Here is a 26,858-nt window from a genome sequence, read left to right on the forward strand (position 1 = left end):
ATGTCCCCGAACAGGTGTCCACCATCTCCCCGGTCTAAACACCTGGACCGGCCATCCACGACTTTCGCGGGGCAGTGCGGGCGGACCAAGCAAAGTCGTGGGTGCCCGGGCCAAGCCCGGGCATGACGCGCGGAAAGTGAGCGGCCTTCAACGAGAGGCGTCAGGCGCTTCCTTGAACTCACCCCCGCTCCGCCATCGCGTCGATGACGCCGATGGCCCCGAGCAGGCTCAGCCCCGTGTGATAGCCGGGATCGAGGTCAGGCGTGGCCGGCACGAAGTCGGCCGGGCCGTCCTGCGTCAGCGTCTGGTAGGCCAGCGGCGGGGTGCCGCGCCAGAAATGGCGGAAGAAGGCCTCGTGGGCCTGGCGCCAGATGGCGAGGTCGCGCGGGTCCCCGGTGTGCTGCCAGGCGAGCGCCCCGGCGCGGATGGCCTCCGGTAGCGGCCACCACGGATACCACGGCGCCGCCGGCAGCCCGGTTTCGTGGAAAACCCGCAGCGCGATCCCCGGTCCGTGGAACCCGAGCCTCGCCGAGGCGCGCAGCACGTCGACGAGCCGGTCGCGGTGGGCCGAGCCTTCTGCCAGCGCGCCGAAGCCGAAGCCGGCGAATTCGATGGCGTGGCCCGGATTGCAGACGTCCTCGCCGGGGATGTCGGCGAGCGAACCGTCGGAGCGCTGGTTCGTCGCGAGCACGTGCGCCGTGAAGCGCTCGCCGAACACGGAGGCATCGACCTGGCCGATCTCGCGCAGCATCGCGGCGGCGCCGAGCAAGATCATGCGCGGGCCGTAGTCGCGCCGGTCGCGCGCCAGCGCGTCGCGGTCGATCCGCTGGCGTTCGTCGGAGACGAAGCGGTCCTCCTCGATGGCCCGGACGACCTCGAGCAGCGCCGCGATACGGCTGTCGAGATCCTTCGGCGCGTAGCGCGCCGCCGCCGAGACGAGGCCCTTGCGCACGAACGTGTCGGAGAAGGTGAAAAGGTCGTCGCCGGGCACCTGCGGCTGGAGCCGCCCGTCCGGATCGGGGAACACCGGCCGCATCGCCGCGTCGTAGGCGAAGTAGGCGTGGCCATCTCCCGCGACGAGATCGGCCAGCGCCGCGTAGAGGGCCTTGCCCGCGGCGTCGAGGCGCTCGGTGAGGTCTGGGTCCTCGGTCTCGAAGAAGCGGGCATGGGTGACGATGGCTTCGAGCGCCCGGCCCTGGATCCAACCGAAGGTCACGTCGGGGCCGCGCCAGCCGTCGGCCGCCGTGTAGTCGGCGAGCGTGAGGGCGTTCACCTTGGTATCGACGAAGGCGCCATGCCGGCGCGGCCGGTCCAGCATCCAGCGCAGGGTCCCGGCATTGGCCGCGACATAGGTGGCGCGCGCGTCGCGCAGGAACGTGTCCATGGCCTGGTTCCCGAAGTCAGTCCTTGAGGCCGCTGGCGGCGACGCCCTGCACGAAGTTCCGCCGCAGCAGCGAGAACACGATGATGGTCGGCACGAGAACGACGGTCGCCGCGGCGCTCAGGCGGCCGAGATCGACGGTGAAGCCGGTCTGGAAGAGCGCGAGGCCGACCTCGACCGTGTAACTCTCCTTCGTCGTCGCCACGATCAGCGGCCAGGCGAAGGCGGTCCAGGCCTGGAAGAAGGCGAGCACGCCGAGCGCGCCGAGCGGCCCGCGCAGCAGCGGCAGGACGATGCGCGCGAAGATCCACCACTCGCCCGCGCCGTCGACGCGCGCCGCCTCGAGAAGCTCGTCGGGGATCGATGCGATGACGTTCTGGCGGATCAGGAAGATGCCGAAGCTCATCACCAGGTACCCGACCAGCAGGCCGGCCGTGCTGTTGAGCAGGCCCATCTTCTGGACCGTGAAGTAGAGCGGGATCATGTAGACCTCGAACGGCACGATGGCCGTGGCGAGGATGACCGCGAAGATCACGTCGAGCGGGCGCGAGCGGAACTTGGCCAGCACGTAGCCGGCGATCGCGGACGTCGCGAGGATCGCCGCCGTCGACAGGAGCGCGAAGGCCACGCTGTTCCAGATCCAGCGCAGGAGCGGCGTGTCGGAGAGAACGGCCTTCATGTTGGCCATGGTCGGATCGCGCGGCAGGATCGCCGGCGGCCACTGCAGGATGTCGGGCGGCGTCTTGAAGGCGTTCGAGACGAGCAGCACCAGCGGCAGCAGCATCGCGAGGCTGAACAGCAGCAGGCCCGCGTCGATGATCCAGCCGATGAGCTTCTGGCGCGTCGCGGGGTTCATGCGCGGCTCCTGTCGCGCAGCAGGCCGAACTGGATGCCGGTGAGCGCCAGCACGACGAGGAGAAGCACCACGGCCTCGGCCGCGGCATAGCCGACGCGGTAGTTGCGGAAGCCGTTCTCCAGCATGTCGAGGACGAGCACGCGCACGAGTTGCCCCGGCGCGCCCTGCGCGTCCGATGCGAGGACGAAGGCCTGGCCGTAGACGTTGAAGCCGGCGACGAGCGTCACGACGGATACGTAGAGCGTGATCGGCTTCAGCAGCGGCACGGTGATGAACAGGAAGCTCTGGATCGGCCCAGCACCGTCGAGCTTCGCGGCCTCGTAGAGCGAGGCGGGCAGGTTCTTGATGCCGACGAGGAAGATCAGCACGGCGTATCCCAGCGCCTGCCACGAGCACAGCACCATGACGCAGACGACCGACAGCACGGGATCGAAAAGCCAGGCCTTGGGCGAGACGCCGAACAGCGACAGCACCGCGTTGAGCGGCCCGAGCCGGGCATCGAAGATCCATTTCCACGCCATGGCCGCCGGGACCAGCGACACGACGTGGGGCAGGAACACGGCCGTCTCGAAGAAGGGCGCCAGGCGGGACGCGGTGCGCGCATGGATGAGCGCGGCGAGCACCATGGCGAGCGGCACGGTGATGAGCAGCACGCCGAAGGCGATCACTGCAGTATTGCGCAGCGCCTCCCGGAAGAGCGGATCGCCGTAGAGCTCGACGAAGTTCTCGAACCCGATGAACGGGCGCACGCGCGAGATGATGTTCCACTCGTGCATGCTGAGGAACAGCACGTCACCGATGGGGTAGAGCCGCACGAAGGCGTAGATCGCCAGCGTGGGCAGCAGGGCGGCCGCGACGAAGCCCCAGCGCTGGAGGGCGGTCATGGATGCGGAAGCTCGGTGCGTCCTTCGACACGCGGCCTGCGGCCGCTGCTCAGGATGAGGAGCATGGTGGGCGTGGACGCCCTACCGTCCTCATCCTGAGCAGGCCGCGAAGCGGCCGTGTCGAAGGACGCACAATGGTTCAACCGCACCTCACTTCGTGCCGAGAAGGTTGGCGCGCTTGAGGATCGTGTCGGTCTCGGCGGCGGCCTCTTTGAGGAAGGCGTCGATGGCCGCGTCGTTGCCGGCGAGCGAGGGGTCCGCGAAGGCCTTCACGAGACGGGCGGCGAGACGCGACAGGATCTCCTCCACCGGGGCGATGGCCGGCAGCGTGAAGAACGCGTAGTCCTTCGGGTACTCGACAAAGGCCTTGAACGCCGGCGTCTTGGCGACGACCGGGCTGTAGTCCACGTCCTTGCGGTTGGGCAGCCAGCCGACATTGTCGAGCAGCCACACGGCGTTCTCGGGCTCGTTGGCGGCGAGCGCGAATTCCCAGGCGAGCTTGGCCTTCTCGCCCTCGGCGCCGCTGTAGATGAACACCGGCGCGACGATCGTGCCGCGCGGCAGCAGCGCCGTGCCGTACTTCAGCTTCGGCGCCTTCTGGGCGATGTCGCCGATCACCCACGACTCGCGGATGAACATGGCGGTCTGCTCGCGCTCGAAGGCGTCGGCATCGGCCGGCATCTCCGGCGTGACCACCTTGTCGGTGAACACGTTGTCGACATACAGGCGCAATGCCTTGCGGCCGGCCTCGGAGGCGTAGGTGGTGACCCACTTGCCGTCGGCCTGCTCCTCGATGAGGTTACCGCCGAACTGGAACATATTGATCCAGAACTTCTCGGCGATGCCAGCGCCGCCGCCCGACAGGCGCATGCTCCAGCCGCTGACGGTCGCCTTGCCGCTGCCGTCGCGCTCGGTGAGCTTCTTGGCGAAGTCGGTATACTCCGCCATCGTCTTGGGCGGGGAGGAGAGGCCCGCCTTCGCGAACTTCTCGGTGTTGTAGTAGAGGGCGCCCTGGCCGCGGAACAGCGGCACGCCGTAGACCTTGCCGCCGACCGTGGCGGTCTTGCGGATGAAGTCGTCGAAATAGGCGGTGTTGCCGACGAACTTGGCGGCGTCGTCCGGCGCGGCCTTCATGAGGCCGGCCTCGATGTAGCGCTGCGCGGTGGAGTTCGCGAGCTCGATCACCTCGGCGGCCGAGCCGGACGGCAGGGCGAGCGCCAGGCGCTTCTCGTGCTCGCGCAGCGGGATCGCCTCCACCTTCACCTGCAGGTTCGGGTACTTCTTCTTCAGGCTCTCGCCGACCTTCTTGTAGAACGGCTCCATCTCGGGATAGCCGCTCCAGACCGTCACGGTCTGGGCCTGCGCGGCGCCGCCCAGGAGCAGGGCCAGCGCGCCCGCGCCGATGGCGAGGGAGGCTCGTGCAAGGACGCTGCGCCGCCCCACCGGCGGCAACGTGGCGATGGCGTGGCGGTCAGTCATGGAATCCCCTCCGGCGAGCGATGATCCTTCGGCTGCAGGAACGTCCGAACGGGCTCGTGGCGGACGCATCACCTGGCCGGGATCGAAGACGAGAGGCTGACGTGCAACCGGTTGCGTGTCAAGCGGCCGAAAGGGTGTTCAGGCACGGTGGACAAGCTGCCGGGCGAGCTGCAGCGCGGCATCCGCGAGGCGCTCCGCGCCGCCGGGCGCATAGGCCGCCCGCGCACCATAGTAGCGATGGGCTTCCGCCACCTCGTATCCCCCGAACGGGTACTCCGCGACGGGCGGGATGTAGCCGCGGCACTCGTCGGCATAGGCGAGAACCATCGCCGGGCCCAGGCGCGAGGCCTCGATCGCGCGCCTGAGATCCGCTCCCGTGGCCGAAAAGATTTCGCCGGGCAGCGTCGCGACGGTGAGCCCGCCCCACCGCAGCACGGCGACGCGGGCCGGCATCGGGGCCGGCGGGAGCAGGGCGAGGCCGTTGGCCCAGGCGGTCCAGCTCTCCAGCAGGGCAGCCCGCCCGGGTGGCGCGATCGGGCGCTCGGCCTCCCAGCGTGCGGCGAGTGCTGCCGCGGAGGTCGGCTCGTTGCGCGCGAGCGGCATGGCGACGATCGCGTCATTCGCCACCGCCACGACGTCTGGCAGGGGCGCCGGCGAGAGCCCCGCCAGCGCGTCGGCGAGCACGTGGCCGATCCGCTCGGCCTCCGCGAAGGTGCGCAGCGGGTTCGACGCCGTGGTGATGGAGCCGTGGGCCGTGTGCCCGGTGTTGAGGTCGCCGCAGCAGCCCGTCGCGAAGAGCGCCACGGTGCCCGGATGGCGCTCCTCGACGAGCCGCCGCATTACGCCGGGAAAGTCCGCCGTCCAAAGCCGGTTGTCGGCGCCGAGCACCACCGGGTGGCACGCGTAGGTGACGAGGTGGGCGATGGGCGTACCGTCCTCACCCGTCGCGACCAGCACCTGCAGGCTGGTGCCGGCGGCTCGCTCAGGATGCCTGCGGTTGCGGGCGATGCCGGGGTCCGGGGCTTCGGCATAGGCCAGGGTCGCCGGCCGCTGCCGGGCAACGGCCTCGTCGAGCGCCGCGACACAGGCGTCTTCCATCGCCGCGAGCCAGACCGGATCCGCTCCGTCCCCGAGCCCTTCGGGCGTGGAGACGGGGCCGCCATGGGTGTGAAGGCAGGTCACGACGATGTTGCGGTCGGGCAGCCCGGCCCGCGAGCGGATGCGCCGCGACGTCTCGGGCGACAGCGCCACCACGTCGACCACGGCGAGTGCCGTGTCGCCGACCGCGATGGCACGCACCGTGAGCGGATCGTGGGTCCCCGTCGCCGGGCCGGGCCGGGCCACGAAGCCCGCCATGGGCAGCCCCGGCGGCGGCGTGATGTCGCGAACCGCGACACCGACGGGCAGGGTCCCGCTCAAGGCTCCTGTCCTCCGGAGAGGACCGTGTCCAACGACAACGACGCGTCGCCGGGAGCCCAGCGGAAGCGGATGAGATCGGCGGGCTGGCCAACGGCAAGGAAGCCGCCTTGTCCGGCATGGCGCGCCGGGTTCACGGTCGCGAGGCGGATGGCGTCGGCCAGACCCACGATCCCGGCCACCGTGGCGACGCCGTCGGCGAGGCTGCGCGCCGCACCGGCGAGATAGGGCGTCCCGCGCACGCCCAGCCGGCCGTCCGGCGTGAGCTCCACCTCGCCCCCGATGGGCTGGCGGTAGACGCCGGGCGGCATGCCGCCGAGCGCGGTGGCGTCGGAGACGAGGAGGCTCCTGCCCAGGCCCTTGGCACGCAGCATGGCCTTCAGCGTGTCGCCGGGCAGGTGATGGCCGTCCGCGATGAAGGAGGCCGAAAGCCGGTCCTCGGCGAGCTGGGCCCAGATCAGGTTCGGATGGCGGGGCAGCGTCGCCGCGATGCCGTTGCCGAGATGGGTCGAAAGCACCGCGCCGGCGTCCGCCGCAGCCGCGATCGCCTCCGGCGGGGCGTCCGAGTGGCCGATGGCGACGTGGACTCCGCACCCGGCGAGATGCCTCACGAAGGCGCCCGTCCCCTCCCAGTGGGGCGAAAGCGTCACGACCTTGATGAGACCGCCCGCGACCCGCTGCAGCCGGTCGAACAGGCCGGTGTCGGGCGGGATCACGTGCTCGCGCGGATGCGCGCCGCGCGGCCCGTCGTTCGGCGAGATGTGCGGACCCTCGACATGCACGCTCGGGACCGCCCGCGCCACCACCGGATCGCCGGCGCGGGCGCTGGCGATGGCCGCGAGCGAGGCGGTGAGGCTTTCTTCCGAGGCCGTGATCAGCGTCGGCAGCATGGTCGTCGTGCCGGTGGCGAGGACCGAGCGCACGAATGACGCCACGCGGTCGGCCGTGAGGCCCGGGGCGTTCAGGTCCTGCCCGCCCCAGCCGTTCACCTGGAGGTCGACCAGCCCGGGGGCGAGCCAGGCCTCGCTTGCGTCCTGTCCGGGCTCGATGGCCGCGATGAGCCCGTCCTCGATCCGGACGCGCAAGGACCGGCCGGTGGCCGGGTCGCGTCCGTCGATGGCGGTCAGAGCCACCGCACGCGCTCGCGGAAGCGGTGCAGGAAGCGGGCATTGGCCTCGTCGCCGCCGGGCGCGTTGCCGCTCCTCCAGACCGGCGGCTCGATGCCGCGCTCGACGAGCTTGGCGACCGTGCGGATGACGAGACAGTTCAGTGCGAAGGCGTTGGCGAAGGTGGAGACGGCGGCGATGCTGCTCTCCATCCCGGGCACCGTGACCGCGACGTCGCCGATGGCGACCTTCGTGTCGACCGCGAGGTCCACCACGTCGTGCAGGTTCTGCTTCGTCGGGTGCCGGGCCGGATGCTCGGGCGCCGTGTTGGACGCATGCCGACGCGAGCTGATGCCGATGGTGAAGACCTTGCGGGCCCTCGCCTCCAGCGCGGCGTCGATCAGAGCGGCGTTGATGCCGTAGGCATTGACCAGGATGAGCAGGTCACCCTCGCCGAGCCGCCGGTCGGAGATGACGATCTTGCCGTAACCGGGCGTGCGTTCCACCGCCATCGAGCGCAGGGCGCCGTTGGACAGCAGCGTCCCCTCGTCGAGGATGGCGGAGACGTGCATGAGCCCGCCGGCGCGGAAGAAGATCTCCTGGGCCGCGAGGTTGGAATGCCCGCCCGGGCCGTAGACGTGGACGAGGCGGTCGGCCGCGATCTGGTCGGCGAGCTTGCCGGCGGCGCGGTCGAGGCTGTCGCGCTCCTGGCGCAGGATGTCGCCCATGAGGGCGGTGACGCTGGCGAGATAGCCCTCGCACAGGGCGTCGGCGTCGATCGGGGCGTCAGCCGCGGCCATGGGGATCGGACTCCGCATCGAGATAGAGCGTGCAGCGCGGATGCAGGCGCAGCGCCGTGGCGGGGCACGCCTCGCCCAGGGGATCGTGCAGCGTGCGGCGCACCGCCTCGCGCTTGGCGGGGCCGGGCACCACGCAGACCATGTGTCCGCAGTCGACGAGCCGCGGGACGGTGAGCGTCAGCGCATGGGTCGGCACCGCAGCGAACGACGGGAAGCAGCCGTCGTCGACCTGCTGCTGCCGGCAGATGTCGTCGAGTTCGACGCTCTTCACCGCCAGCGGATCGTGGAGATCGGCGACAGGAGGATCGTTGAACGCAATGTGGCCGTTGACCCCGATGCCGAGGCACACGAGGTCGATGGGCGCGGCGGCAAGGCGGGCCGCATAGTCGGCGGCGCAGGCCTCCGCGTCCGGGAAGGCCTCCGGGTCGATCCGGTGCACGGCGCCGAAGGGGAGGCGGAGGAACAGCCGCTCGTCGAGCCAGCGGGCGAAGCGCTGCGGAGCGCCCGGCGGCAGGCCGATGTATTCGTCCATGTGGAAGGCGGCGACGCGGGTCCAGTCGATGCCGGGTTCCGCGACGAGGCTGTCCAGCATCTCCTGCTGGCTCGGGGCGGCCGCGAAGACGATCCGCACCTCACCCTTCCGCGCCAGCGACGCGCGAATGACGTCGCCCGCCTCGCGCGCCGCGGCGGCGCCCATGGCGGCACGGGTCGGAAACACCCTGACGGGGATCGAGCCTGTCGCGGAGGTCGCGGGTGCAGACATGGGCGCGCGCTCCAATGCGTCGGCGGACGGCGGTGCCGGCCAGTTCAGATGAGAATTCTCTGCAACCGGTTGCGTGTCAAGCCGACCTCCGTCGCAGGACCTGTAGCCTAACGGGCCCCCGCGGTGCTACGCAGGACGTGAAGGCCGGCCGGGCTCGCCCTGCCGACGAATGGAGGTCCGGTGAGCGACGAAAAGCCCGGGCGGGGCCTGCCCACGATCAGCCAGGTCGCGGAAGTCGCGGGGGTGTCCCGTGCAACGGTGTCGCGCGCGTTCACCCGCCCGCAGATGCTCAGCGCCGATACGGTGGCCAAGGTCAAGACGGCGGCCAAGTCCCTGGGCTACGTGCCGAACCAGGTGGCGCGTGCGCTCTCCACCGGTCGCCACGGCAACATCGCCCTGATCGTCCCCGACGTCGCCAACCCGTTCTTCCCGCCACTGATCCGCGGCGCCCAGGGTCGGGCCGACCTCGCCGGCTTGTGTCTTTTCCTGGGCAGCTCCGACGAGACACCGGAGCGCGAGGACATGCTGGTCGCCAAGTTCGCCGGCCAGGTCGAGGGCGTGATCCTGGTGTCCTCGCGGCTCGACGAGGACCGCATCCGGGCCCATGCAGCGCGCGTGCCGGTGGTGCTGATCAATCGCGACGTGCCCGGGCTGCCGCGCGTCCTCATCGACACCGCGAGCGGCATCGGCGCGGCGGTGGACCATCTCGCCGCTCTGGGCCATCGCCATATCTGTTACGTCACGGGTCCGGCCGCGTCGTGGTCGAACCAGCAGCGCCGGCGCGCGGTGCGCAACGGCGCGCGCCACCACGGCATCACGCTCACCACCCTGCCGGCCCAGCGGGCGAGCTTCGAGGCCGGGCGCGAGGTCGTGCCGGCCCTCATCGCCAGCGGCGCCACCGCGGCGATCGCCTTCGACGACGTCACCGCCCAGGGACTGCTCGTCGGCCTCGCCGAGCGCAAGATCAACGTGCCCGAGCGCTTCAGCGTCATCGGCTGCGACGACGTGCTGGGCGCCACCACCTTCCCGCCCCTGACGACCGTGTCGGCCCATTGCGACGAGGCCGGGGAAACCGCGCTGGACCTGCTCTCCGACGTGATTCGACTGAGGGGAACGCGGGACATCCGGTACGCGCTGGATACCGAGCTCGTGGTGCGCGGGTCGACGGGACCGGCGCCGAAGTAGCCGTTGAGGGGTTCTGCGTACTTCGACACGGCAACAACCAGCTCCACCCGTCGTTGCAGCGCGGCTCGTCTTGGTGCTTGGTTTGTTCGCATGTCCGCCATCGATTCGCCCCGCGCCGCCGCGGCCCATCCGCTCGCCGGCCTGAACGACGAGCAGCGCGCCGCCGTCGAGGCGGCGGCCGATGGCGGCGGGCCGCTGCTCGTGATCGCCGGGGCGGGGTCGGGCAAGACCAACACGCTCGCCCACATGGTGGCCGCGCTGATCGCGCGCGGGACGGATCCGCGCCGCCTCCTCCTGCTCACCTTCTCGCGGCGCGCGGCGACGGAGATGACCCGCCGTGTCGAGCGCATCGCCCGGGAGGTCATGGGCGAGCAGGCCCGCGTCATGACCGAGGCCCTGCAATGGGCCGGCACGTTCCACGGCATCGGGGCACGGCTCCTGCGCGAGCAGGCCGGCATGATCGGGCTCGACCCGGCCTTCACGATCCACGATCGGGAGGATTCGGCGGACCTGATGAACCTCGTCCGCCACGAACTCGGCTTCTCCTCCACCGAGAAGCGCTTCCCCGCCAAGGGCACGTGCCTCGCCATCTACTCCCGCGTCGTGAACTCCGGCTGCACGCTGGGCGAGGCGCTCGGGCAGGCCTTCCCCTGGTGCGCCGGCTGGGAGGCGGAACTCAAGACGCTGTTCGGCGCCTATGTCGGGGCCAAGCAGCGCCAGAACGTGCTCGATTACGACGACCTGCTGCTCTACTGGGCGCAGATGATGGCCGAACCGGCGCTGGCCGAGGAGATCGGCGCCGCCTTCGACCACGTGCTCGTCGACGAGTACCAGGACACCAACCGCCTGCAGGAGACGATCCTGCTCGGCCTGAAGCCCACCGGGGACGGCGTGGTCGTCGTCGGCGACGACGCCCAGTCGATCTACTCGTTCCGCGCCGCGACGGTGCGCAACATCCTCGATTTCCCGACCCGGTTCCCGCAGCCGGCCCGGCAGGTCACGCTCGCCCGCAACTACCGCTCGACGATGCCGATCCTGGCGGCGGCCAACAGCGTCATCGGGCTGGCCCGCGAGCGCTTCACCAAGGACCTGTGGACCGACCGCCAGTCCGGCGAGAAGCCGCGCCTCGTCACGGTGCGCGCCGAGTCCGAGCAGGCCTCCTACGTGGCCGAGACCGTGCTCGCCAACCGCGAGGCCGGCATGGCGCTGAAGCAGCAGGCCGTGCTGTTCCGGACCTCGCATCACAGCGGCCCGCTCGAGTTCGAGCTGACCCGCCGCAACATCCCGTTCGTGAAGTTCGGCGGGCTGAAGTTCCTGGATGCCGCGCACGTCAAGGACGTGCTGGCCATGCTGCGCTTCGCCGAGAACCCGCGCGACCGGGTGGCGGCCTTCCGGCTGCTGCAGCTCATCCCGGGCGTCGGCTCGTCGACGGCGGCGAAGCTGTCCGATGCCGTCGACGCCGCCGGCGGCAGCCTCGCGGCGGTCGAGACCTTTTCGCCTCCCGCCCGCAGCGCCCAGGACTGGCCGGCCTTCGTCGCGCTCGTGCGGACCCTGGCCGCCCGCCAGGCCGGATGGCCCACCGAGCTCGAGCAGGTGCGGCTGTGGTACGAACCGCACCTGGAGCGCATCCACGAGGACGCGCGCCTTCGTATGCCGGACCTCCTGCAGCTCGAGCAGATCGCCGCGGGCTATCCCTCGCGCGAGCGCTTCCTCACCGAACTCACCCTCGATCCGCCGGACGCCACGAGCGACGAGGCCGACGTGCCGCTGAAGGACGAGGACTACCTCATCCTCTCCACCATCCATTCGGCCAAGGGTCAGGAGTGGAAGTCCGTCTTCCTGCTCAACACGGTCGACGGCTGCATTCCCTCCGACCTCGCCACCGGCACCACGGCCGAGATCGAGGAGGAGCGGCGCCTGCTCTACGTGGCCATGACGCGGGCCCGCGACCAGCTCCACCTCGTCGTGCCGCAGCGCTTCTACGTCCACGGGCAATCGGCGAAGGGCGACCGGCACGTCTATGCGTCTCGCACCCGGTTCATCCCGGCCGGGCTGCTCAACCAATTCGAGGTCTGCACCTGGCCCACGGCCACGCGGTCGGCTTCAGGCGGGCCGCGGCCGCAGCCGGCGGTGCAGGTCGACATCGCCGCGCGGATGCGGACGATGTGGTCTTGAGACGGCACCGCGTTTATCGTTTGCAAGCTCCCTCTCCACCGTCTTGGCCGGGCTTGGCCCGGCCATGACGTGCGGAGAGGTTCAGGCCAATCCTGAGAGGTGCTGCGGCTGCGACGGACCCTCGCCCCCCACCCATTGCAAGGCCCGACGCCAAACGCTAAATCTCCGCTCGTCTCACGGGGTGCTCGCCAGTCGAGCTGAGAGGCGATGGTCGCCAACCCGACGAACCTGATCCGGGTCATGCCGGCGGAGGGATTGAGGATGTCGCACACAGCGCTCCGCACGTTTTTTCATCGCATCGGGTCGGCCGTCGCGGCCGCCGTTGTGGGGACGACCGTCCTCGCCGCACCGGCGGTGGCACAGGATAAGCCGGTGCTCACCGTGCTCACCTACTCGTCCTTCGTCGGCAAGTACGGGCCGGGTGGCAAGATCAAGGAGCGGTTCGAGCAGGTCTGCGGCTGCACCGTCACGTGGATCACCTCCGACGACGCCGGCGCCATGCTGTCGCGCCTCAAGCTCGAGGGCGCCAGCAGCAAGGCCGATGTCGTGCTCGGGCTCGACGCCGGCATGGCGGCGGACGCCGCGTCGACCGGGCTCTTTGCGCCGCATGGTCGTACCCTCGCGGGCCTTTCGCTGCCGGTCGCATGGACGGATCCGCAGTTCGTGCCCTTCGACTGGGGCTACCTCGCCTTCGTCTACGACGCCGACAAGTTCAAGACGCCGCCGGCGAGCCTGAAGGCGCTGGTGGACGATGCCTCCGGCCCGCGCATCATCGTGCAGGACCCGCGCACCAGCGCACCGGGGTTCGGCTTCATGCTGTGGATGAAGGAGGTCTACGGCGACCAGGCCCCCGCGGCCTGGAAGGCGCTTCGCCCGCGGATCGTCACCTTCACCAAGGGCTGGTCGGAAGCCTACGGCCTGTTCCTGAAGGGGGAGGCCGACATGGTGCTGAGCTACACCTCCTCGCCCGCCTACCACATCGCCGTGGAGAAAAAGACGAACTACAAGGCGGCCCCCTTCGCCGAGGGCAACTACCTGCAGATCGAGATCGCCGGCGTCACGAAGGCCTCGAAGCAGGCCGCGCTGGCGAGCTCCTTCCTCGACTTCATGCTGTCCGAGCCGTTCCAGGGGCTGATGGCGGAGGGCAACTGGATGTACCCGGCCAAAACGCCCGCGGGAGGCCTGCCGGCGTCCTATGCCGATCTCGCGAAGCCGGCGAAGGGCCTGCTCATCGACCCCGCGAAGGTCAACGAGAACCGCAGGACCTGGATCGACGAATGGCTCTCCGCCACCGCGCGCTGACGGGTCCGACGTGACGGCGGGGCGAGCCTGCGCCCCGACCTTCCGCATGGCCGGCACCGCCGTCGCGGTGCTGGTGTTCGTCGTCGTCGCTGTCGCTCTCGTCGGCCTCGCGCAAGCCGGTGGCCGCTTCGACATCGCCTTCCTGACCAGTGTCTATATCGGGCGGCTGCTGGCGGTCTCAACGGTCCAGGCCGCGGCCTCCACCGTCCTGTCGCTCGCCCTCGGCATTCCGCTCGCTCTGTCGCTCGCCCGGCGGACGGCGTTCCCGGGGCGCCGGCTGCTGCTCGGCCTGCTGGCGACCGCCACGGTGCTGCCGGGCATCGTCGTGGTGTTCGCCGTGGTCGCCGTCTACGGCCGGTCGGGCCTGGTGGGCACCGCGCTGCGCGCCGCGGGAATCGAACCCGGGGGTTGGCTCTACGGGCTGCCCGGCATCCTGATCGCCCATGTCCTGCTCAACGCCCCGTTCTGCGCGCGCGTCATGCTGCGCGCCTTCGAGAGCACCGAGCCCGAAGCCCATCGCCTGGCTGCGCAACTCGGGCTGACGGGGCGGGCCGTGTTCCTGTGCCTCGACTGGCCGGTCATCCGGCGCGAGGTGCCGGCGCTCGCCGCCCTCGTCTTCCTGCTCTGCTTCACCAGCTTCGCGACCGTGCTGGCGCTGGGCGGGGGGCCCGACCGGGCGACCCTCGAGGTCGCCATCTACGAGGCGCTGCGGCTCGATGCCGACTTCGCTCGCGCGGCCTCGCTCTCGATCCTGCAGCTCGCCATCGGGGTCGTGCTGGCGGGCGCCTATGCGGCGGGCCTGCGCCGGACGCGCGAGTTGCCCTTCGCCGGCCGCCCCGCGCCGCGGGCCGATCGGGAGATCCCCGCCCTGCGGACGCTCGACGTCGTCGTGCTGTCGCTCGCGAGCCTGTTCATCGTACCGCCGCTCCTCTCCGTTGCGGCCGGCGCCACGAGCCTCGCCGCCCTGCGCGATCCCGAGGTGGCCCAGGCCGTCGTGACGAGCCTAGCCTTCGCGCTCGCCGCCGCCGTGCTGGCGACGGGTGCAGCGGTGCTGCTGGCGTTGGCGGCGACGGGGCGCGGCCGGCCGCCGGTCGCGGTGGGGCTGGTGGCCTATGTCCAGCTCGCCGTTCCGCCGTTCACGCTGGTCGCCGGCCTGTTCGTGGTGCTGCGTCCCGTGCTCGACACGGCCAGCATGGGCCCGCCCATGGTCGTGCTGGTCAATGCGCTGATGGCGTTACCCTTTTGCGTGCGGCTGGTCGAGCCTCCCTTGCGGCAGAGCGAGGAGCGGCATGGGCGGGTGGCCGACATGCTGGGCCTCGCAGGGCTGGCAAGGTTGCGGCTGCTCCACTGGCCTGCCCTGCGGGCGCCGGCGCTCGCCTCCTTCGCCATGGCCGCGTCGCTGTCGCTCGGCGACCTCGGCGTGGTCGCCTTCTTCGGCGGGCCGGACCTCAAGACGCTGCCCCTCTTGCTCTACGAGCGGCTCGGGGCCTATCGCACGGACGAGGCGGCGGCGCTGGCCCTGCTCCTCGCGCTGCTCGTCTTCGGGCTGGCGCTCCTGGCCATCAGGGGAGGCGAGGCGCGTGCTGACGCTGCGTGACCTGAGCGTCGACTATCCGGGCTTCGCGGGGCGCTACACCCTGAGCGTCCCGACGGGCGGCCTGTGCGCCATCGTCGGCCCCTCGGGCGGCGGCAAGACCACCCTGCTGTCGGCGATTGCCGGCTTCGAGCCGATCTCGGGCGGCAGCCTCGAGGTCGGCGGCACGAGCATCCTCGACCTGCCACCCGCGCGTCGGCCGGTGACGGTCCTCTTCCAGGACTACAACCTCTTCCCGCATCTCACCGTGCTGCAGAACGTCGGCCTCGGCCTTCGCCCCGACCTGCGGCTCGCGCCGGCCGACACGCGCCGCGCCGAGGAGGCTCTGGCCAGCGTCGACCTGGCCGGCATGGGCCCACGCCGGCCGGCCACGCTCTCGGGCGGAGAACGCCAACGCGCAGCGCTCGCCCGGGCGCTCGTCATGGAGCGCCCGGTCCTGCTCCTCGACGAAGCCTTCGGCCCGCTCGATCCGGGTCTGCGCTTGGAAATGCTGGGGCTCGTCGACCGCTTGCGCCGGGCCCGCGGCCTGACGGTGGTGATGTCGATCCACACGCCCGAGGACGTCGTCGGAGTTGCCGACAGCGTGGCCTTCGTCGAGAGCGGGCGCGTGCTGCTGCAGGATACGCCGGAGGCGGTGTTCGGATCGGAGCTGGAGCCGGTGCGGCGCTTCATGGGCAGGCGGGGCGGGCAGCGACACTAGGCGCGGTCCATCCGGCTAGCACCACTATCTCAGCCGTCCTGGCCGGGCTCGGCCCGGCCATCCACGACTTCGGGGCGGCCCCGGCAAAGTCGTGGGTGCCCGGGCCGAGCCCGGGCATGACCCGCGGAGGGAACCGCGCCCAATGGTGCTTAGCCCTGCGGCACCGCCCACGGCCGCGTCGCCTGGTCGCGTTCGCGGAACTTCGCGATGGCGGGGGCTTCGGCCAGCGTCATGTCGATCTCGTCCCAGCCGTTGAGCAACTGCGTCTTCCACACCGGATCGATGGAGAAGGGCACGACGAGGTTGCCGGCGACGATCTGCTGGGCGGCGAGGTCGATGCGCAGGGGCTGGCCGCGGCGCATGGCCTCGGCCGCGATGAGGGCCTCGGCGTCCTCCTCGCTGACGATGGCGGGCAGCAGGCCGTTCTTCACGGCGTTCTGCGAGAAGATGTCGCCGAAGCTCGGCGCGATCACGCAGCGGATGCCGAAGTCGGCGAGGGCGTAGACGGCGGCCTCGCGCGACGAGCCGCAGCCGAAGTTGCGGCGCGCGATCATCACCTGCGAGCCGGCCACGGCGGGATCGTCCAGCGGGTTGGAGCGCGGCCCGTCCGGGCCGTTGCGCAGGTCGTGCAGCAGATAGGGGCCGTAGCCCTCGGCGCGCGAGCGGCGCATGAAGCGGGCCGGGATCAGCTGGTCGGTGTCGATGCCGGCCATGGGCAGGACGACGGCGGGGCTTTCGACCGTGGTGAGCGGGGTCATGGCGGCTCCTCTCAGGTCCGGCCGGCGAGCAGGGGGCGGGCGTCGGCGATGTGCCCGGTCACGGCGGCGGCCGCCACCATGGCCGGCGACATCAGGTGCGTGCGCGAGCCGGGGCCCTGGCGGCCCTTGAAGTTGCGGTTGGTGGTGGAGGCGCAGCGCTCGCCGGGCGGCACGATGTCGCCGTTCATGCCCACGCACATGGAGCAGCCCGAGTCGGCCCATTCGAGGCCGGCCTCGCGGAAGATGCGGTCGAGCCCCTCTTCCTCGGCCTGGCGCTTCACGCTCGAGGAGCCGGGCGAGACGAGCCCCGGCACCTTGGCCTTGCGGCCGGCGAGGATCGCCGCGGCGGCGCGTAGGTCCTCGATGCGGCTGTTGGTGCACGAGCCGATGAAGACGCGGTCGACCCGGATGCCGTCGAGCGGCTGGCCGGGGGTGAGGCCCATATAGGCGATGGCATCGCGCACGGCGGCGGCGCGCGCCTCGTCGGCGATGGCATCGGGGTTCGGCACCGTCGCGGTCACGGGTGCGGCGTGCTCGGGGCTCACGCCCCAGGTGATGGTCGGCGCGATCTCGGCGCCGTCGAGGCTCACGGCCCGGTCGAAGGACGAGCCGGGGTCGCTGCGCAGCTGCGACCAGTCCTCGCAGGCCTTGTCGAACAGGTCGCCGGCCGGGGCGGCCGGGCGACCCTTCAGCCAGGCGAAGGTGGTCTCGTCGGGCGCCACCAGGCCGAGCCGGCCGCCGGCCTCGATCGAGAGGTTGCAGAGCGTCATCCGGCCTTCCATGGTCAGGCCCCGCACCGCGGAGCCTGCATACTCGATGGCATGCCCTGCGGCGCCATCGGCGCCGATCTTCGCGATGATGCTCAGGGCAATGTCCTTGGCCGTGACGCCTTGGCCCAGCGCGCCTTCGATGCGCACCTGCATGGTCCGCGGCTTCTTCTGCCACAGCGTCTGCGTCATCAGCACGTGGGCCACCTCGGACGCGCCGATGCCGAAGGCATAGGCCCCGAAGGCGCCGTGCGTGGAGGTGTGGCTGTCGCCGCACACGACCGTGAGGCCCGGCAGGGTCAGGCCCTGCTCGGGAACGGCGACGTGCACGATGCCCTGGCGCGGGTCATCGAGGCCGACGAGGCGGATGCCGTGCCGGGCCGTGTTGGCCTCGAGCTGCTCGACCATGTTGGCGATCTCGGGCGTCGTGCCGAGCTTGCGGCGCGTCGGCACGTAGTGGTCGGCAATCGCGAAGCTCAGCTCCGGATGCGCGACCTTGGCGCCGCGCTCCGTGAGCTGGTCGAAGGCTAGGAACGAGCCCTCGTGCAGCAGATGCCTGTCGATCCAGAGAAGGGACGTGCCGTCGGGACGGGTGGTGACGACGTGGGCGTCCCAGAGCTTGTCGATGATCGTGCGATCCATGACCCCTCCGAAGCCGCAAATGCCGGCTTGACGGATGCATGTTGTATCATACTGTAGACAAATAGAAGTCCTATGGAGCAACAAACTTGGCCGGTGTGGCAGTGCCCAAGGCACGACAGGTCTATCTGGTGCTGCGCGAGCGCATTGCCAGTGGCGGCTTGCCGTCCGGCGAGGCCCTGCCGGGGGAGCAGGCGCTCGCCGCCGAGCACAGCGTCTCCAGGATCACCGTGCGACGGGCACTCGCCGAACTCGAGCGCGAGGGGCTGATCGACCGCCGCCGTGGGGCCGGCACCTTCGTCACGCAGCGCCATGCGCCCAAGCCCCTGGTCGCCGATCTCGCCGACGTTCTCTCCAACATCGCCGCCATGGGGCGCAGCACGTCGGTCCGGCTGCTCGCCTTCGGCTACCAGGACGCTCCCCCGGCGATTGCCGAGGCGCTGCGCCTCACGCCCGGCGAGCGCGTCCAGCGCTCCGTCCGCGTGCGCATCATCGACGGGCAGCCCTTCTCCTATCTCACGACGCACGTGCCCGAACGCGTCGGCGTCACCTATTCGGAAGCCGAGCTCGCCTCCCGCCCGCTGCTGTCGCTGCTCGAGCGCTCGGGCGTCTCGGTCGATCGGGCGACGCAAGAGATCGGCGCCGTGCTGGCGAGCCCCGACGTGGCGGCAGCGCTCGACGTCGATGTGGGCTCGGCGCTGATCGCGCTGACCCGCGCGGTCTACGACACGGACGGGAGGGGGGTGGAGCACCTCGCGGCGCTCTACCGGCCCGACAGGTACGCCTTCCGCATGGATCTCGTGCGGACGGGCAGCGACGACCGGCGCCGCTGGGCGCCTGTCGCCGGCAATGACGACGGCGGCCGGACGCAGCCGGCCACAACCGCAACAGCGCGGGGCACGCAATCCCGCACAGGCGAGGGGACTTGATCATGACGACGCATCGCTTCGGAACGACACGCCGCCAGGTGCTGCTGGCGGGCGCGGGCCTTGCCGGCACGCTGGGCATGCCGGGCCTCGTGCGGGCCCAGGCCGCGGCCGTGAAGGTCGGCGTGCTGCAGCCGCTGACCGGCGCGCTCGCCCAGGACGGCCAGGCCGGCCAGCTCGGCGCCGAACTCGCCATCAAGGCGATCAACGCGGCCGGCGGCATCAAGTCGCTCGGCGGCGCCAAGATCGAGGCGGTGATGGGCGACGCCCGCTCGACGCCGGAAGGCGGCACGGCGGAGGTCGAACGCCTCGCGGCCGAAAACGTCAGCGCCATCGTCGGCGGCTTCGCCAGCCCGATCTGCCTCGCGGCCACCCAGGCGGCCTCGCGCTACGACCTGCCCTACATCGTCGACGTCGGCGTCAACGACCAGATCGTCAGCCGCGGCCTGAAGAACACCTTCCGCTTCGCGCCCGGCTCCTCGATGGTGAGCGGGCAGGCGCTCGACAACCTGGTGAAGCTCAACGACGCCGCCGGCAAGCCGATGAAGACGGTCGTGCTGGTGCACGAAGACGGCCTGTTCGGCTCGGGCCTCGCCAAGCTCCTGCAGGCCGAGCTGCCGAAGCGCGGCTTCGAGGTGATCGACACGATCGCGCACCCCACGCCGGCCCGCGACATGTCCAACGTCGCGCTGCAGATCAAGGCGAAGAACCCCGACCTCGTCATCCCGTCGAGCTACTACGGCGAGTTCGTGCTGCTCGCCCGCACCATGCAGCAGCAGCGCGTGAAGCCGAAGGGCATCTACGCCGTGCTGAACGGCGCCGCCTCGAACTACCGCTTCGTCAAGGAATTTCCGGAAGCCGCGCAGTTCGTGATCGACACCAACCATTGGTACGACCCGCGCAACGCCACGGCCATCGCCCTCAAGAAGGAGGTCGAGGCCCAGGGCAAGTTCTTCCTCTACAACGTGGCGCTGAACTACTCCGCTATGCTGCTGCTCGCCGACGCCATCGAGCGCGCCGGCTCGGCCGACCGCGCCAAGATCATCGCGGCGCTCGAGACCTCGACCTTCGGCGGGCACATCATGCCCTACGGCCCGACCAAGTTCGTCAACGGCCAGAACACCGGCGCCGCCGCGGTCAATACCCAGGTCCAGAACGGCGACATCAAGGTGATCTTCCCGGAAGCGTTCTCCGACGCCAAGGCCGTGTTCCCGGTCCCCGCGTAACAAGAGGGACCGACCGAGGCTCCGGCCGCCGAAGAGGGGCGGCGGCCGGAGCCCACTTCTTTAGGCCCTGAAAGGCTTTCCCGTGTTCTCGCCCGAGATCGTCACGGCCGCCGTGCTCAACGGCCTGCTGACCGGTGCCGTCTACGCACTCGTGTCGGTGGCGCTGACGCTCGTCTACGGCGTGCTCCACATCATCAATTTCGCCCATGGCGCGACGCTGACCGCCGCCATGTTCGCGGCCTATGTCGCCTGGCAGGCGGGCATCGATCCGCTCGTCGCCGTCATCGGCCTCGCCCCGCTGTTCTTCGTGCTGGGCTACGCGGTGCAGCGCTGGATCATCGGACCGGCGAGCCACGGCGAGGACCGCAACATCCTGCTCGTCACGCTCGGCCTCTCGATCGTCATCGAGAACGTGCTGCTCGCCACCTTCCGCTCCGACACGCGCTCCATCGACGTGCCCTACGGCTTCTCGTCGGTCGATCTCGGCTTCGTGTTCCTGCCGATGCCACGCGTCATCGCCTTCGGCATCACCTGCGTCGTGGCGCTGCTCTTGTGGATCCTGCTGGCCCGCACCGACGCGGGCAAGGCCATCCGCGCCGTCGCCAAGGACAAGCTCGGCGCGGCGCTCGTCGGCATCGACGTGCCGCACGTGTATGCCGTGACCTTCGGCCTCGGCGCGGCCTGCCTCGCGGTGGCCGCCTGCGTGCTGCTGCCGAGCTACTTCGTCAATCCGCGCGTGGGCAACGCCTATGTGCTCGTGGCCTTCACCGTGGTCGTGCTGGGCGGCATGGGCTCCGTGCCGGGCGCGGTCATCGGCGGGCTCTTCATCGGGATCGTCGAAAGCCTCTCGGGCCTCTATTTCGGTGAGAGCCTCGGGCAGCTCGGCATCTTCCTGATCTTCATCCTGGTGCTGCTGGTGCGGCCGACCGGCCTGTTCGGAGCCCGCGCATGAGCCGCTCCGGACCCGTCGCCGCCTATGGCCCCATTCTCGCCGTCGCCCTGCTCCTGGCGATGCTGCCCGTCGCCACCTCGGCGAACACGATCCTCAACTCCATGGTCATGGCGCTCCTCATCGCGCTCGCCGGCCAGGGCTGGAACATCCTGGGCGGCTATGGCGGCCAGTTCTCCTTCGGCCACGCCGTGTTCTTCGGGACCGGCGCCTATGTCACCGCGCTGCTGCAGGCCCGCTTCGGCGTGAACGCCTATGTCGCCTTCGCGGCCGGCATCGCGGCCGGCGCCATGGTCGGCACCATCCTGGGCTATCTGAGCTTCCGCTCCGGCTTGCGCGGCTCCTACTTCGCGCTGGTCACGCTCGCCTTCGCCGAGGTGTTTCGGATCCTCGCCAATGCGACCGCCTTCACGGGCGGCGCGGCGGGCACGCTGGTGAAGCTCGACGTCCGGCCCGAAAACTTCCAGTTCTCGAGCCGCGCGGTGTTCTTCTGGATCGCGCTGGGACTCGTCACGGCGGTCATGCTCGGCGTGCGCTTCATGGAGCGCTCCCGCTTCGGCGCCTGGCTCGTCGCCGTGCGCGAGAACGAGGATGCGGCCCGCGCGCTCGGCGTCGACACGCTGAAAGTGAAGATCCAGGCCATCACGCTGTCGGCCGGCGTGACCGCCGCGGCCGGCGGCTTCTACGTCCAGTACTTCCTCTTCATCGACGCCAACCTCGCCTACGGCACGTGGATCTCGATCGAGGCGCTGCTGGTGCCGATCGTGGGTGGGCTGGGGACCGTGTTCGGTCCGCTGATCGGCGCGGTGGCGCTGCACGGTCTGGCCGAGGCGACGAAGGCCATCGCGGGACGCATCCCCGGCATCGACCTCGCGCTCTATGGTTCGCTGCTCGTGCTCGCCATCGCCTTCGCTCCGAACGGACTGCAGGGCCTGATGGCGAAGATCGGCCGCGGCCTTTCCTTCGGGAGGGCGCCATGAGCGGGCCGTTGCTGTCGGTCGAAGGCGCATCGAAGCGGTTCGGCGGCCTGCTGGCCGTCGACGGGGCGAGCTTCACGGTCGAGCGGGGCAGCATCACCGGCCTGATCGGGCCCAACGGGGCCGGCAAGACGACGCTGTTCACGCTCGTCGCCGGGTTCGAGACGCTGACGGCGGGCACCGTCTGCTTCAAGGGTGACGATCTGGGTCGCATGCCGCCGCATGAGCGGGCGAAGCGCGGCATCACCCGCACCTTCCAGATCGTGCAGCCCTTCGCCGGCTTGACCGTGCGCGAGAACATCGCCGTCGGAGCCCATCTGCGCCACGCGGCGCGGGGCGAGGCGCTGGCCCGTGCGGAAGCCGTCGCGAAGCGGGTCGGCCTCGGCGACAGGCTCGACCAGCCCGCGTCGGGCCTCACCGTGGCCGGACGCAAGCGCCTCGAGCTTGCCCGGGCGCTCGCGACCGAGCCGACGCTGCTCCTCCTCGACGAGGTGCTCGCAGGCCTCAACCCGTCCGAGGTTCGCGACATCGTGCCCGTCATCCGCGAGATCCGCGACGGTGGCGTGACCATCCTGATGGTGGAGCACGTCATGCAGGCCGTGATGAGCCTGTGCGACCGCGTGTTCGTGCTGGCGCAGGGCCGCATCATCGCGCAGGGCACGCCCACCGAGGTCACGCGCGATCCGGCTGTGGTCGAGGCCTATCTCGGCCACGGTGCGGCGGCGCGCCTCGCCAGCAGGGAGGTCGCCCGTGGCTGAGCCCCTGCTCTCCATCCGCGGGCTCGTCGCCGGCTATGGCGGCACCGAGGTGCTGCGCGGCCTCGATCTCGACGTCGCACCCGGCGAGATCGTCGCGGTGCTCGGCTCGAACGGCGTCGGCAAGACGACGCTGAACAAGGCGCTCTCCGGCGTCATCCCGGTGCGCGGCGGCGAGATCCGGCTGGAGGGCAAGCGGATCGACGGCTCGCCTTCGAAGGACATCGTCGAGGCCGGCCTGATCCACGTGCCCGAGGGCCGGCGGATCTTCCCGGACATGACCGTTCTCGAAAACCTCGAGCTCGGAAGCTACCGGCGCGGACGCCCCCGGCGCGCCCAGAACCTCGAGCGCGTGTTCGCGACTTTCCCGCGCTTGCTCGAGCGGCGCACACAGCGGGCCGGGACGCTGTCGGGCGGCGAGCAGCAGATGCTCGCCATCGGCCGCGGCATGATGGCCGAGCCTCGCCTGCTCATCCTCGACGAGCCGTCGCTCGGCCTCTCGCCGCTGCTGGTGGAGGAGATGTTCGCGCTGGTCCAGCGGCTCAACGCCGAGGGCCTCGCCATCCTGCTCGTCGAGCAGAACGTCATGCAGTCGCTGGCGCTCGCCAACCGCGCCCACGTGCTCGAGAACGGCCGCTTCGTGCTGTCCGGGCGCGGAGCGGACCTCGCCGCCGACCCCGAACTCGAAAAAGCCTATCTGGGACTTTGACCATGAGTGCTGCCGTCCGACCCGCCAGCGCCGCCCCCGAGCCCTCCGCCTGGCTCGAGGCCTGGTGCCGCTTCGCCGCGGACCTGCGCTTCGAGGACCTGCCGAGGGACGTCGTGGACCGCACGCGCCAGGTGCTTTTCGACAGCATCGGCGCCATCGCCGCAGGCGCCCAGGAGCCCGAGGTGAAAGGGCTTACCGAGCGCCTCGCGGCACTCGGTGGATCGGGCGGTGTCGCGACCGCGGTCATCGGCGCCGATCGCCGCCTGCCCGCCGGCACGGCCGCGTTCCTCAACGGCACGGCCGGCACGACGCTCGAGCTCGACGAGGGCAACCAGTTCGCCCGCGGTCATCCCGGCATCCACGTCGTCCCGGCGGCGCTCGCCGCGGCGGAGCGGCTCGGCAGCAGCGGGCGCGACCTCGTGAAGGCGATCGCGCTCGGCTACGAGATCGGCGCGCGCGTGGGCATTGCCGCGAAGATCCTGCCGACCATGCATCCGCACGGCACGTGGGGCACGCTCGGCGCGGCCGTCGCGGTCGCCTCTCTGCACGGAGCGGACGCGGCGCGCATGCGCGAAGTCATCGGCATGGCGGCGACGCTGGGGTTGGCCACGAGCCGCCGGACGATGCTGGAGGGCGGCACGGTCCGCAACAGCTTCGCCGGCTTCTCCAACGAGATCGGGCTGCGCGTGTGGGAGATGGCCGAAGCCGGGTTCGTGGCCGAGGCCGGTGACGGCGTCGCGACCGTGTACGGCACCGTCATCGCGACCGACTTCCGGCCCGAGCTCCTGACGGAGGACCTCGGGACGCGCTGGGAGATCGCCCGCAACTACTTCAAGCGCCACGCGGCCTGCCGCTACACCCACGGCGCGCTCGACGCCCTCGGGGCGATCGTGGCCCAGGCGGGCGGCCGCATCGATCCCGACGCCGTCGCCTCCATCACCGTAGACACCTATGTCTGGGCGGCGCAGCTCGACGGCCAGGACCCCCGCAACATGCTGGCCGCGAAGTTTTCGCTGCCCTTCGCGCTCGCGACCTCCATCGTCAACGGCGCGGCCACGGTCGAGGCGTTCCGCGAGGGGGCGCGCAACGACGCCCGCACGCTCGCGCTCGCCCACACGGTGACGGTGCGCGAGGACCCGGCATTGACCGCCAAGCTGCCGGGGCTGCGGCCCGCCCGCGTCGCCGTCGCCCTCAAGGATGGCCGCGTGCTGACGGCCGAGGCCCTCACCAACCGGGGCGACACCGAGGATCCCTATACGGCCGCCGAGGTCGCCGCGAAGTACCGCGAGATCGCCGGTCCCGTCTTCGGCCCCGACCGCACCGAGGCCATCCTCTCGGCCTGCCTCGCCATCGACGCCGCGGCGTCGGTTCGCCCCCTGTGCGACCTGCTGGCCGCCTGACCATGGACTCCACCGTGTCGACCACACCCGCCGCCAGACTGCGCCGGCGCCTCGCCGGCTCGCCGATCGTGATCGCGCCCGGCGTCTACGACGCGCTCACGGCTTCGCTCGCCACGACGGCAGGGTTCGAGGCGCTGTATCTTTCCGGCGCGGCCATCGCCTACACCCGCCTCGGCCGGCCCGACATCGGTCTCGTCTCCATGGCGGAGGTCGCGGATTCGCTGGCCCATGTGTGCGAGCGCGTCGACACGCCCGTGATCGTCGATGCGGACACCGGCTACGGCAACGCGCTGAACGTGCAGCGCACCGTGCAGATCTTCGAGCGGGCCGGCGCGGCCGCCATCCAGCTCGAGGACCAGACCTTCCCCAAACGCTGCGGGCATCTCGCCGACAAGGGCCTCGTGTCGACGACCGAGATGGTGGGCAAGATCCGCGCGGCGGTGGACGCGCGCCGCAACGCCGACACGGTGATCGTGGCGCGCACGGACGCCGTGGCGGTGGAAGGCTTCGACGCGGCCATCGATCGCGCCCTGCGCTATGGCGAGGCCGGCGCCGACCTGCTCTTTGTCGAGGCCCCGCGATCGCGCGACCAGCTGTCGGCCGTCACGAAGGCGCTCGCGGGCAAGGCCCCGCTGATGGCCAACATGGTGGAAGGCGGCCAGACCCCGATCCTCTCCGGCCCCGAGCTCCAGGCGATCGGCTTCAGCTTGGTCATCTTTCCCGGCGCGATCGTGCGGGCGCTCGCCCGCACGGCGCAGGATTTCTACGCGACGCTGAAGGCCGACGGCACGACGGACGCCTTCCGCGACCGGATGTTCGACTTCGGTGACATCAACGAGATCGTGGGGACGCAGGACATGCTCGCCCGCGGCAAGACCTACGAGGGCAACGCGTGACGACCCCGCCCGATCCCGTGACGCTGGCCGTCCTGAAGGGGCGGCTCGAGCAGATCGCCGACGAGATGGACGCGACGCTCTACCGCTCGGCTTTCAACCCCATCATCGCCGAAGCCCGCGACGCCTCGCACGGCCTCTATCATGCGCAGACCGGCGAGACGCTGGTGCAGGGCACGACCGGCCTTCCGATCTTCGTCGGCGCCATGGCCTTCGCTGTGAAGGCCGTCATCGACAAGGTCGCCCGCGACGGCAAGCTCGTGGCCGGCGACACCTATCTCTTCAACGACCCCTATGACGGGGGCACCCATCTCAACGACTTCCGGCTCGTGCGGCCGGTCTTCCGGCAGGGGCGCCTGTTCTGCTGGCTCGCCTCGGTCGGCCATTGGCTCGACATCGGCGGGAACGTGCCGGGCGGCTTCAACGCGCGGGCGACCGAGAGCTTCCAGGAAGGCGTGCGCATCCCGCCGGTGAAGCTGATCGCGGGCGGCGTGATGAACGAGGACATCCTCGCCATCCTCGCCGCCAACAGCCGCGTGCCGCGCTCGAACGCGGGCGACCTCAAGGGCCAGCTCAACGCGCTCGATCTCGGCGAGCGGCGCCTGAACGCCCTGCTCGACGAGTATGGCGAGGCGACGGTGACGTCGGCCTTCGAGGCCTTCACGGCGCGGGCCGCCGCGCTGATGCGCGAGAACATCGCCGCGCTGCCGGACGGCAAGGTCAGCTTCGAGGACTACCTCGACAACGACGGCGTCACCGACGAGCGCCTGACCATCGCCCTCGATCTCACCATCGCGGGCGACACAATGACGCTCGACTTCTCGCGCTCGTCGGCGCCCTGCGCCGGGCCGCTCAACATCGCGCGCTCGACGGCGGTCGCCTGCTGCTACGTGGCGCTGAAGCACGTCTTCACGGACGTGCCCGCCAATGCCGGCTGCCTGCAGCCGATCCGCTTCGTCATCCCCGACACGACGCTGCTCGGCGTGTCGGCGCCCAAGCCGGTCGGCGGCTACACCGAGACGATCCTGCGCGTCATCGGCGTGGTGTTCGGCGCGCTGGCGACGCTGATGCCGGAGCGCTCCACGGCGGCGCCGTTCGGCACCATCAACGCGCTGTCGCTGGCCGGCCATCGGGCCAACGGCCAGCGTTGGGTCATGTTCTCGTTCTTCGGCGGCGGCCTCGGCGGCAATCCGGAGAGCGACGGGCTCAACCACGGCA

The 26,858-nt window shown here is 70.8% G+C and carries 24 protein-coding genes and 1 riboswitch; of the genes, 14 read left to right on the forward strand and 10 right to left on the reverse strand.

Features of this window, described 5'->3' with window-relative positions:
• Nucleotides 1–178: 178 nt before the first annotated feature.
• The 8 genes from Q0Q47_RS28990 to Q0Q47_RS29025 form a co-directional block, all read right to left on the reverse strand.
• On the reverse strand, nucleotides 179–1,384 hold the full coding sequence (locus tag Q0Q47_RS28990; RefSeq protein ID WP_293868315.1) for an AGE family epimerase/isomerase: 1,206 nt from the start codon (nucleotides 1,382–1,384) through the stop codon (nucleotides 179–181).
• A gap of 16 nt (nucleotides 1,385–1,400) precedes the next feature.
• On the reverse strand, nucleotides 1,401–2,237 hold the full coding sequence (locus Q0Q47_RS28995) for a carbohydrate ABC transporter permease (RefSeq protein ID WP_293868317.1): 837 nt from the start codon (nucleotides 2,235–2,237) through the stop codon (nucleotides 1,401–1,403).
• A complete protein-coding gene (locus Q0Q47_RS29000; RefSeq protein WP_293868319.1) occupies nucleotides 2,234–3,121 on the reverse strand; it encodes a carbohydrate ABC transporter permease in 888 nt (295 codons plus the stop codon). Before Q0Q47_RS29000 ends, Q0Q47_RS28995 begins: the two co-directional genes overlap by 4 nt.
• A 150-nt stretch (nucleotides 3,122–3,271) precedes the next feature.
• Nucleotides 3,272–4,600: an extracellular solute-binding protein gene (locus Q0Q47_RS29005; protein ID WP_293868321.1), complete on the reverse strand. Its 1,329-nt coding sequence runs from the start codon at nucleotides 4,598–4,600 to the stop codon at nucleotides 3,272–3,274.
• Nucleotides 4,601–4,738: 138 nt separating this feature from the next.
• On the reverse strand, nucleotides 4,739–6,019 hold the full coding sequence (locus Q0Q47_RS29010) for an alkaline ceramidase (RefSeq protein ID WP_293868323.1): 1,281 nt from the start codon (nucleotides 6,017–6,019) through the stop codon (nucleotides 4,739–4,741).
• Nucleotides 6,016–7,149 (reverse strand): amidohydrolase family protein, encoded by a 1,134-nt coding sequence (locus tag Q0Q47_RS29015; protein WP_293868325.1) that lies wholly within the window; start codon nucleotides 7,147–7,149, stop codon nucleotides 6,016–6,018. The genes Q0Q47_RS29010 and Q0Q47_RS29015 overlap by 4 nt, the downstream gene beginning before the upstream one ends.
• Nucleotides 7,140–7,922: a sugar isomerase domain-containing protein gene (locus Q0Q47_RS29020; protein WP_293868327.1), complete on the reverse strand. Its 783-nt coding sequence runs from the start codon at nucleotides 7,920–7,922 to the stop codon at nucleotides 7,140–7,142. Before Q0Q47_RS29020 ends, Q0Q47_RS29015 begins: the two co-directional genes overlap by 10 nt.
• On the reverse strand, nucleotides 7,909–8,685 hold the full coding sequence (locus Q0Q47_RS29025; protein ID WP_293868329.1) for a 6-phosphogluconolactonase: 777 nt from the start codon (nucleotides 8,683–8,685) through the stop codon (nucleotides 7,909–7,911). The genes Q0Q47_RS29020 and Q0Q47_RS29025 overlap by 14 nt, the downstream gene beginning before the upstream one ends.
• Nucleotides 8,686–8,865: 180 nt before the next feature.
• Here Q0Q47_RS29025 and Q0Q47_RS29030 point away from each other — a divergent pair, with 180 nt between their 5' ends.
• The 5 genes from Q0Q47_RS29030 to Q0Q47_RS29050 all read left to right on the forward strand — a co-directional run bounded on the left by Q0Q47_RS29030 (nucleotide 8,866) and on the right by Q0Q47_RS29050 (nucleotide 15,641).
• Complete coding sequence (locus Q0Q47_RS29030; protein ID WP_293868331.1) at nucleotides 8,866–9,870, forward strand: LacI family DNA-binding transcriptional regulator; 1,005 nt, start codon at nucleotides 8,866–8,868, stop codon at nucleotides 9,868–9,870.
• A gap of 90 nt (nucleotides 9,871–9,960) precedes the next feature.
• Nucleotides 9,961–12,045 carry an ATP-dependent helicase gene (locus Q0Q47_RS29035; protein ID WP_293868333.1) on the forward strand — a complete coding sequence of 695 codons (2,085 nt, stop codon included), beginning with the start codon at nucleotides 9,961–9,963 and terminating at the stop codon, nucleotides 12,043–12,045.
• A gap of 167 nt (nucleotides 12,046–12,212) precedes the next feature.
• Nucleotides 12,213–12,318, forward strand: a riboswitch (TPP riboswitch).
• Complete coding sequence (thiB, locus tag Q0Q47_RS29040) at nucleotides 12,307–13,347, forward strand: thiamine ABC transporter substrate binding subunit (RefSeq protein ID WP_293868335.1); 1,041 nt, start codon at nucleotides 12,307–12,309, stop codon at nucleotides 13,345–13,347. (Overlaps the previous riboswitch by 12 nt.)
• 46 nt (nucleotides 13,348–13,393) lie before the next feature.
• Nucleotides 13,394–14,944 (forward strand): ABC transporter permease subunit, encoded by a 1,551-nt coding sequence (locus tag Q0Q47_RS29045; protein ID WP_293868337.1) that lies wholly within the window; start codon nucleotides 13,394–13,396, stop codon nucleotides 14,942–14,944.
• Nucleotides 14,928–15,641, forward strand: a complete 714-nt coding sequence (locus tag Q0Q47_RS29050; protein WP_293868339.1) for an ATP-binding cassette domain-containing protein — start codon at nucleotides 14,928–14,930, stop codon at nucleotides 15,639–15,641. The genes Q0Q47_RS29045 and Q0Q47_RS29050 overlap by 17 nt, the downstream gene beginning before the upstream one ends.
• A 149-nt stretch (nucleotides 15,642–15,790) precedes the next feature.
• Here the strand turns inward: Q0Q47_RS29050 and leuD are convergent, their stop codons facing one another.
• Nucleotides 15,791–16,399 (reverse strand): 3-isopropylmalate dehydratase small subunit, encoded by a 609-nt coding sequence (leuD, locus tag Q0Q47_RS29055; protein ID WP_293868341.1) that lies wholly within the window; start codon nucleotides 16,397–16,399, stop codon nucleotides 15,791–15,793.
• 11 nt (nucleotides 16,400–16,410) lie between these two features.
• Entirely contained in the window at nucleotides 16,411–17,808 is a 1,398-nt protein-coding gene (gene leuC, locus Q0Q47_RS29060) for a 3-isopropylmalate dehydratase large subunit (RefSeq protein ID WP_293868342.1), read from the reverse strand.
• Between the two features lie 95 nt (nucleotides 17,809–17,903).
• Here leuC and Q0Q47_RS29065 point away from each other — a divergent pair, with 95 nt between their 5' ends.
• From Q0Q47_RS29065 to Q0Q47_RS29105, 9 genes are all read left to right on the forward strand, one after another.
• Nucleotides 17,904–18,734 (forward strand): GntR family transcriptional regulator, encoded by an 831-nt coding sequence (locus Q0Q47_RS29065; protein WP_293868354.1) that lies wholly within the window; start codon nucleotides 17,904–17,906, stop codon nucleotides 18,732–18,734.
• A 2-nt stretch (nucleotides 18,735–18,736) separates the two neighbouring features.
• Nucleotides 18,737–19,957 (forward strand): ABC transporter substrate-binding protein, encoded by a 1,221-nt coding sequence (locus Q0Q47_RS29070; RefSeq protein ID WP_293868343.1) that lies wholly within the window; start codon nucleotides 18,737–18,739, stop codon nucleotides 19,955–19,957.
• 82 nt (nucleotides 19,958–20,039) lie between these two features.
• Nucleotides 20,040–20,909: a branched-chain amino acid ABC transporter permease gene (locus Q0Q47_RS29075; RefSeq protein ID WP_293868344.1), complete on the forward strand. Its 870-nt coding sequence runs from the start codon at nucleotides 20,040–20,042 to the stop codon at nucleotides 20,907–20,909.
• Entirely contained in the window at nucleotides 20,906–21,886 is a 981-nt protein-coding gene (locus Q0Q47_RS29080) for a branched-chain amino acid ABC transporter permease (RefSeq protein WP_293868346.1), read from the forward strand. Before Q0Q47_RS29075 ends, Q0Q47_RS29080 begins: the two co-directional genes overlap by 4 nt.
• On the forward strand, nucleotides 21,883–22,641 hold the full coding sequence (locus Q0Q47_RS29085) for an ABC transporter ATP-binding protein (RefSeq protein WP_293868348.1): 759 nt from the start codon (nucleotides 21,883–21,885) through the stop codon (nucleotides 22,639–22,641). Before Q0Q47_RS29080 ends, Q0Q47_RS29085 begins: the two co-directional genes overlap by 4 nt.
• A gap of 4 nt (nucleotides 22,642–22,645) precedes the next feature.
• Nucleotides 22,646–23,347, forward strand: a complete 702-nt coding sequence (locus Q0Q47_RS29090) for an ABC transporter ATP-binding protein (protein ID WP_293868356.1) — start codon at nucleotides 22,646–22,648, stop codon at nucleotides 23,345–23,347.
• 2 nt (nucleotides 23,348–23,349) lie between these two features.
• The gene (locus Q0Q47_RS29095) at nucleotides 23,350–24,747 is read left to right on the forward strand and encodes an MmgE/PrpD family protein (RefSeq protein ID WP_293868350.1); all 1,398 of its coding nucleotides are present in this window, start codon (nucleotides 23,350–23,352) and stop codon (nucleotides 24,745–24,747) included.
• Between the two features lie 14 nt (nucleotides 24,748–24,761).
• Nucleotides 24,762–25,643 carry an oxaloacetate decarboxylase gene (locus Q0Q47_RS29100; protein WP_293868352.1) on the forward strand — a complete coding sequence of 294 codons (882 nt, stop codon included), beginning with the start codon at nucleotides 24,762–24,764 and terminating at the stop codon, nucleotides 25,641–25,643.
• Nucleotides 25,644–25,708: 65 nt separating this feature from the next.
• Nucleotides 25,709–26,858: hydantoinase B/oxoprolinase family protein (locus Q0Q47_RS29105; RefSeq protein ID WP_293868358.1), on the forward strand; the 1,150-nt coding region annotated here is incomplete at its 3' end.

The sequence above is a fragment of the uncultured Alsobacter sp. genome (assembly GCF_945952055.1).
In the GTDB taxonomy this organism is placed as follows: Bacteria; Pseudomonadota; Alphaproteobacteria; order Rhizobiales; family Beijerinckiaceae; genus Alsobacter.

Bases quoted from the DNA above. Each gene is read 5' to 3' on its own strand.
- Q0Q47_RS29005 (WP_293868321.1), bottom strand. From the start codon at position 4,600: ATGACTGACCGCCACGCCATCGCCACGTTGCCGCCGGTGGGGCGGCGC.
- leuD (WP_293868341.1), bottom strand. From the start codon at position 16,399: ATGACCCCGCTCACCACGGTCGAAAGCCCCGCCGTCGTCCTGCCCATG.
- Q0Q47_RS29020 (WP_293868327.1), bottom strand. From the start codon at position 7,922: ATGGCCGCGGCTGACGCCCCGATCGACGCCGACGCCCTGTGCGAGGGC.
- Q0Q47_RS29095 (WP_293868350.1), top strand. From the start codon at position 23,350: ATGAGTGCTGCCGTCCGACCCGCCAGCGCCGCCCCCGAGCCCTCCGCC.
- Q0Q47_RS29045 (WP_293868337.1), top strand. From the start codon at position 13,394: ATGGCCGGCACCGCCGTCGCGGTGCTGGTGTTCGTCGTCGTCGCTGTC.
- Q0Q47_RS29080 (WP_293868346.1), top strand. From the start codon at position 20,906: ATGAGCCGCTCCGGACCCGTCGCCGCCTATGGCCCCATTCTCGCCGTC.
- leuC (WP_293868342.1), bottom strand. From the start codon at position 17,808: ATGGATCGCACGATCATCGACAAGCTCTGGGACGCCCACGTCGTCACC.
- Q0Q47_RS29085 (WP_293868348.1), top strand. From the start codon at position 21,883: ATGAGCGGGCCGTTGCTGTCGGTCGAAGGCGCATCGAAGCGGTTCGGC.
- Q0Q47_RS28995 (WP_293868317.1), bottom strand. From the start codon at position 2,237: ATGAACCCCGCGACGCGCCAGAAGCTCATCGGCTGGATCATCGACGCG.
- Q0Q47_RS28990 (WP_293868315.1), bottom strand. From the start codon at position 1,384: ATGGACACGTTCCTGCGCGACGCGCGCGCCACCTATGTCGCGGCCAAT.
- Q0Q47_RS29035 (WP_293868333.1), top strand. From the start codon at position 9,961: ATGTCCGCCATCGATTCGCCCCGCGCCGCCGCGGCCCATCCGCTCGCC.
- thiB (WP_293868335.1), top strand. From the start codon at position 12,307: ATGTCGCACACAGCGCTCCGCACGTTTTTTCATCGCATCGGGTCGGCC.
- Q0Q47_RS29000 (WP_293868319.1), bottom strand. From the start codon at position 3,121: ATGACCGCCCTCCAGCGCTGGGGCTTCGTCGCGGCCGCCCTGCTGCCC.
- Q0Q47_RS29070 (WP_293868343.1), top strand. From the start codon at position 18,737: ATGACGACGCATCGCTTCGGAACGACACGCCGCCAGGTGCTGCTGGCG.
- Q0Q47_RS29025 (WP_293868329.1), bottom strand. From the start codon at position 8,685: ATGTCTGCACCCGCGACCTCCGCGACAGGCTCGATCCCCGTCAGGGTG.